A 5,225-nucleotide genomic window follows, 5' to 3' on the forward strand; every position below is an offset into this window, starting at 1 on the left:
CGCTGGAGCTGGGCGGCAAGTCTCCGCAACTGGTGTTCGGCGATGCGGATCTGGACGCCGCCCTGCCGTTCCTGGTGAACGCAGGGATACAAAACGCGGGCCAGACCTGTTCGGCCTCCTCGCGCATTCTGGTGCAACGCGGGGTTTATGAGGACGTGAAGGCACGGATGGCAGAGGCCTATGGCGCGCTGACCGTTGGGCCTGCAGCAGAGGATCTGCGGGTCGGACCGCTGATCTCTGCCCGCCAGAAACAGATTGTCGAGGGCTATCTAGAACAAGGCGCGGACCTGCCAGTGGCGGGGCGCGGGAAAATCGTTCCCCATGCGCCAGAGAGCGGTGCCTATGTGCAACCAACCCTGTTTGCCGATGTGCCGCCGGATCACGTGCTGGCACGGGAGGAGGTTTTTGGGCCGGTACAGGTGCTGATCCCGTTCGACACCGAAGACGACGCGTTGCGGATTGCCAACAGCACCGATTACGGGCTGGTTGCCAGCGTCTGGACCCGCGACGGGGCGCGGCAGATGCGGCTGGCGAAACGTCTGAATGCAGGACAGGTTTTCATCAACAATTACGGCGCCGGCGGTGGGGTGGAGCTGCCATTTGGCGGTGTCGGGAAATCCGGCCACGGGCGGGAAAAGGGATTCGAGGCGCTCTATGGGTTTTCGCAATTAAAGACCGTGGCGGCGCATCATGGCTGAGATAAGCCAATAGGTCAGCACTGTTGCCCCAATGTTTCGCGCGCGAAACATTGGGGCAGAATTTCTGCCACTAATTGTACCGTTTGGCAGGATACCTGCCGCAAGACCGGCGAAGTGTTATCAGACGATTACCGCCTGCCGTTCCTGCTTGCCGACACCGAAAACCCGCTTGTAGCGCTCGATTTCATCCGCAGGCCCCATCGCCTTTTCCGGGTTGTCCGACAGTTTCACAGTGGGTCGGCCATTGGCGGCAACCGCTTTGCAGACCAGCGAGAAAGGCGCCAGCGCGTTATCCTTCACCAGCCCGCGGAAATCGTTGGTCAGCAGCGTGCCCCAGCCGAAGGAGATCTTGGTACGGTTCGAGAACTGCGCGTGCAGGTCCTGGATCTGCTGCACGTCCAGCCCGTCGGAAAAGATCACCCGTTTCTCCGCCGGATCCTCGCCGCGGTCTTTCCACCAATTGATCGCCACCTTGGCGCCCTTGGCCGGGTCGCCGCTGTCGATACGGATACCGGTCCAGCCGGCCAGCCAATCAGGCGCGCGGTCCAGGAACCCCGTGGTGCCATAAGTATCCGGCAGGATGATGCGCAGGTTGCCTTCGTGCTCGTCATGCCAATCGGACAGCACGTCATAGGGCGCTTGGGCCAGCTTCGCGTCATTTTCAGCCAGCGCGGAATAGACCATCGGCAGCTCATGGGCATTGGTGCCGATTGCCTCCACCTCGCGGCGCATGGCGATGAGGCAATTGGAGGTGCCGGTGAATTTATCGCCCAGCCCCTCATGCATCGCCTGGACGCACCAATCCTGCCAGAGGAAGGAATGGCGGCGACGGGTGCCGAAATCGGCGATGGTCAGCCCATCCACGTCCCGCAGACGCTCGATCTTTTCCCAAACCTTGGTCATGGCGCGGGCATAGAGCACCTGCAGCTCAAACCGGCCCATGCTGTTGATCACCGCCCGGCTGCGCAGCTCCATCAGCACCGCAAGCGCCGGGATCTCCCACAGCATCACCTCGTGCCATTTGCCCTCGAACGTCAGCTCGTACTGATCGCCCCTGCGTTCCAGATGATAAGGCGGCAGACGCAGACCCTCGAACCATTCCATAAAATCGGGACGGAACATCTGCCGCTTGCCATAGAAGGTATTGCCGCGCAGCCATGTGCTTTCACCGCGGCTGAGCGACAGCGAGCGGATGTGATCCAGCTGTTCGCGCAGCTCGCCCTCGTCGATCAGTTCGGCCAGAGGCACATTCGCGGAGCGGTTAATCAGCGAGAAAGTGACAGTCGTGTCCGGTTTGTTGCGGAACACTGACTGGCACATCAGAAGCTTATAGAAATCGGTATCAATCAGCGACCGGACGATCGGATCGATCTTCCATTTGTGATTGTAGACGCGGGTTGCAATATCCACCGGCAGCCTCGTGCATAAGGGTCACTGATTGATAGAATAGCCCGCCTGCAGGGGCAAGGAATTCAACCCGCGCGGCGCGCTTGTGCCTGCGGTGCCAGTTGGCCCAGCACGTCTAATAGCACGGCCCGGTTGATCGGCTTGCTCATGAAGTCATCCATACCGGCATCCAGGCAAGCCTTGCGATCGGAGTCGAAGGCATTGGCGGTCAGAGCCACAATGGCCGGCTGCAGGCGGGCCCGGGCACGGATTATCCGGGTGGCTTCCAGCCCGTCCATTTCCGGCATCGACATATCCATCAGAATGACATCCGGGGCAAAGTTCTCAAAACGTGCCACTGCCTCGCAGCCATTTTCGGCAAAGGCCAGTTCCACCGGGGCGGATTGCAGGAATTTTTCAATCAGCACCCGGTTTACCGCGTTGTCCTCGGCCACCAGAACCCGCAGGCCGTCCAATGCCGAGGACTCGTCTGGATAGGCCGGTGCGGCTGCGGTTGCAGGCTCCGCCTGAGGTGCCTGCAACCGCAGCCGCACCGTAAAACAGGACCCCAAGCCAAGTTCAGACGTGACCGAGATACTCCCGTCCATCGCTTCCGCCAAACGGCGGGAAATGGCCAGCCCAAGCCCGGTGCCGCCAAAGCGGCGGCTGATTGCAGCATCCGCCTGGGAAAAACGCTCAAACACCTTGCCAAGTTTATCCGCAGCGATGCCAATGCCGGTATCTGCCACCGAGAACACCAGATCGTGGCCCGCTCCGGATACCGCCGGTTCGGCATCCAGTGTCACCAGCACCCGGCCCTGGTCGGTGAACTTGATCGCATTGCCAGTGAGGTTCATCAGAACCTGCCGGATCCGCCGGTCATCCCCCTGCAGCAGACAGGGCACACGCCCCGTGATTTTCAGTACCAGCCTCAGCCCTTTGGCGTCGGCCTGGGCCTGCAGGAGACGTATGGTATCCCCAAAGCAGGCGTGCGGATCAAAGTTGACCTGGCTGAGGCTAAGTTCTTCGGCATCCATTTGCGAAAAGTCGAGGACATCATTGATCAGCGCCAGCAGGGTATCCGCCGAACTAAGGATGGTGTCGGCGTATAGGGTTTGCTCTTCGTTCAAGCTGCTGTCGCGCAACAGCTGCGCCATGCCGATCACCCCGTTCATCGGTGTGCGGATTTCGTGGCTCATCGTGGCCAGAAAATCAGTCTTGGCCCGGGCGCCTTCCTCGGCGGCGATACGGGCTTGTTCCAATTGCTGGGCACGTTCCTTGGCGGCGGTGATGTCACGCTCCACTGCAATCAGCGTTTCCAGCTCGCCGTCGGCGTTCAGCATCGGCACCTGGCTGGTCTCAATCCAGACCCGCCGGCCGTCCTTGCAGCGGTTGCGGATTTCCACCCGCAGAGGACGCGCATGGAGAACGCTGTCTTGCAGCAGCCGGATGGTCTCAGCGTCCGTCTCACCGCTGTTCAGCAAATCACCGGGCAACTGGCCCTGCGCCTCGTCAAAGCTGTAACCGGTGATGCGGGTGAAACTGTCGTTCACCCAGGTGATGCGCCCGTCGCGGTCCATCAACATCACACTGTCGTTGGCATTTTTGGCAACCAGCGCCAAGCGCTTGGCCTCCATTTTCTGATCGGACAGCCGGACATAGGCGGCCTCCAGTTCCTCCTGCTGAAGGGCCTGGGCCAGCATGACCTTGCGGGTCCGGCTGAAATTGCGTGTGACATAGGTCAGAAACCAGAAAAAGGAGGTAAAAAGCACAAGCAGCCCGGCCAGATGCGGATAATACGTCGGCGCCAGGACCGGTGTTTCAACGATCTCCGCTGCCAGAAAGACCACCGGCAACCCAGCATAGGTGACAAGTCTGGCAAGGACAGCGCGCGGGTGATAAGGCAGCACCAGCCCGGCGTTGATCGCCATCCCGGTAAGCAAACCGATGGCAAACAACGGCTCATTATGCGCATGCGTCAGCAGTGCCGGCGTTTCGACCCAGAACGGGACCGACGCGGCCGCGCCAAGCGCCAAGGCCTGCAAAAAGGCGGTCAGCGCCGTCAGCAGCCGCAGCCGCCCCTCACTCATCCCGCCGCGGACCAGGTGTTCTGCCTGGCGCAGCAGAAGACAGTCCACAACATCCCCGGCAAGCGCAAGCGCAAAGGCCAGAAACGCATAAAGCGGCGGCACAGCCAATCCAAGAATGCCAAATGCAAAGAGCATGAACAGCAGGCGGGCCCGGAACGCGCGGACACGGCCGCGGCAATAGCGCAGCAGCAACTCAAGCGATCCATATCGCTTACTGAATTTGGCCAGCGTTCCGTTGCCGGTCCAGTCTGAAGTGTCCATCAATCAGCCTTGGCATCTGTCCGGGTGCCCGCACAGCATAGCAATGCCTTTGTTAACATTTCGCCCCCGTCTCCTTAAGATTGCAGATTAACACCTTCACTCGCCATTTCCTTCAGAGCAGCTTGCAGCGATCCGTTCAGGTCGATAGCGCGGCAGGCGGCCAGATCAACAGTCACATCAAATCCCAACCGCGCCGCATCCAGGGCCGTGAAAGCAACGCAGAAATCAGTGGCAAGCCCAGCCAGGGTCAAACCAGTGATACCGCGGCTGCGCAGGTAGCCCTCCAGCCCGGTGGAAGTGGATTGATCATTCTCGAAGAACCCCGAATAGCTGTCGATCCCCGGCCGGAAGCCCTTGCGGATGATCAGGTCGCCATCGGTGTGCAGGTCTTTGCGGAAGGCCGCGCCCTCGGTGCCTTGAACACAGTGATCGGGCCACAGAACCTGGGTGCCATACGGCATTTCCGTCGTTTCAAACGGATCCTTTCCCGGATGCGAAGACGCAAAGGAGGAATGCCCCGCCGGGTGCCAGTCCTGCGTCAGGATCACTGCATCAAATCTGTCCATCATTGCGTTGATAGGGGCCACCACCTTATCCCCACCGGGCACTGCCAGAGCGCCTCCGGGGCAGAAATCGTTTTGCACATCGACAACGATCAGGGCCTGGAACATCGGCATCTCCTATACTGCGCACACAATATGTAGCGGTGCAGGCGGGGCTTGGGAACTGCTGTTGGCCACCCGCGCCCCGGCGAGACAGGAAAGATACATCCAAAGCCCTTATTTTATTG

Annotated in this window: 4 protein-coding genes; 1 reads left to right on the forward strand and 3 read right to left on the reverse strand. The window is 60.4% G+C overall.

Annotated elements, in window-relative coordinates:
- Window positions 1-698, forward strand: a 698-nt coding sequence (locus A2I95_RS25605) for an aldehyde dehydrogenase family protein (RefSeq protein WP_291734449.1), incomplete at its 5' end; no start/stop codon positions are given.
- Between the two features lie 120 nt (window positions 699-818).
- Here the strand turns inward: A2I95_RS25605 and pncB are convergent.
- The 3 genes from pncB to pncA form a co-directional block, all read right to left on the reverse strand.
- On the reverse strand, window positions 819-2,108 hold the full coding sequence (gene pncB / locus A2I95_RS25610) for a nicotinate phosphoribosyltransferase (RefSeq protein WP_291734451.1): 1,290 nt from the start codon (window positions 2,106-2,108) through the stop codon (window positions 819-821).
- A 62-nt stretch (window positions 2,109-2,170) separates the two neighbouring features.
- On the reverse strand, window positions 2,171-4,435 hold the full coding sequence (locus tag A2I95_RS25615; protein WP_291734453.1) for a PAS domain-containing sensor histidine kinase: 2,265 nt from the start codon (window positions 4,433-4,435) through the stop codon (window positions 2,171-2,173).
- 74 nt (window positions 4,436-4,509) lie between these two features.
- Entirely contained in the window at window positions 4,510-5,106 is a 597-nt protein-coding gene (pncA, locus tag A2I95_RS25620) for a bifunctional nicotinamidase/pyrazinamidase (RefSeq protein ID WP_291734455.1), read from the reverse strand.
- Between the last annotated feature and the right edge of the window lie 119 nt (window positions 5,107-5,225).

The organism is Leisingera sp. F5 (genome assembly GCF_001593695.1).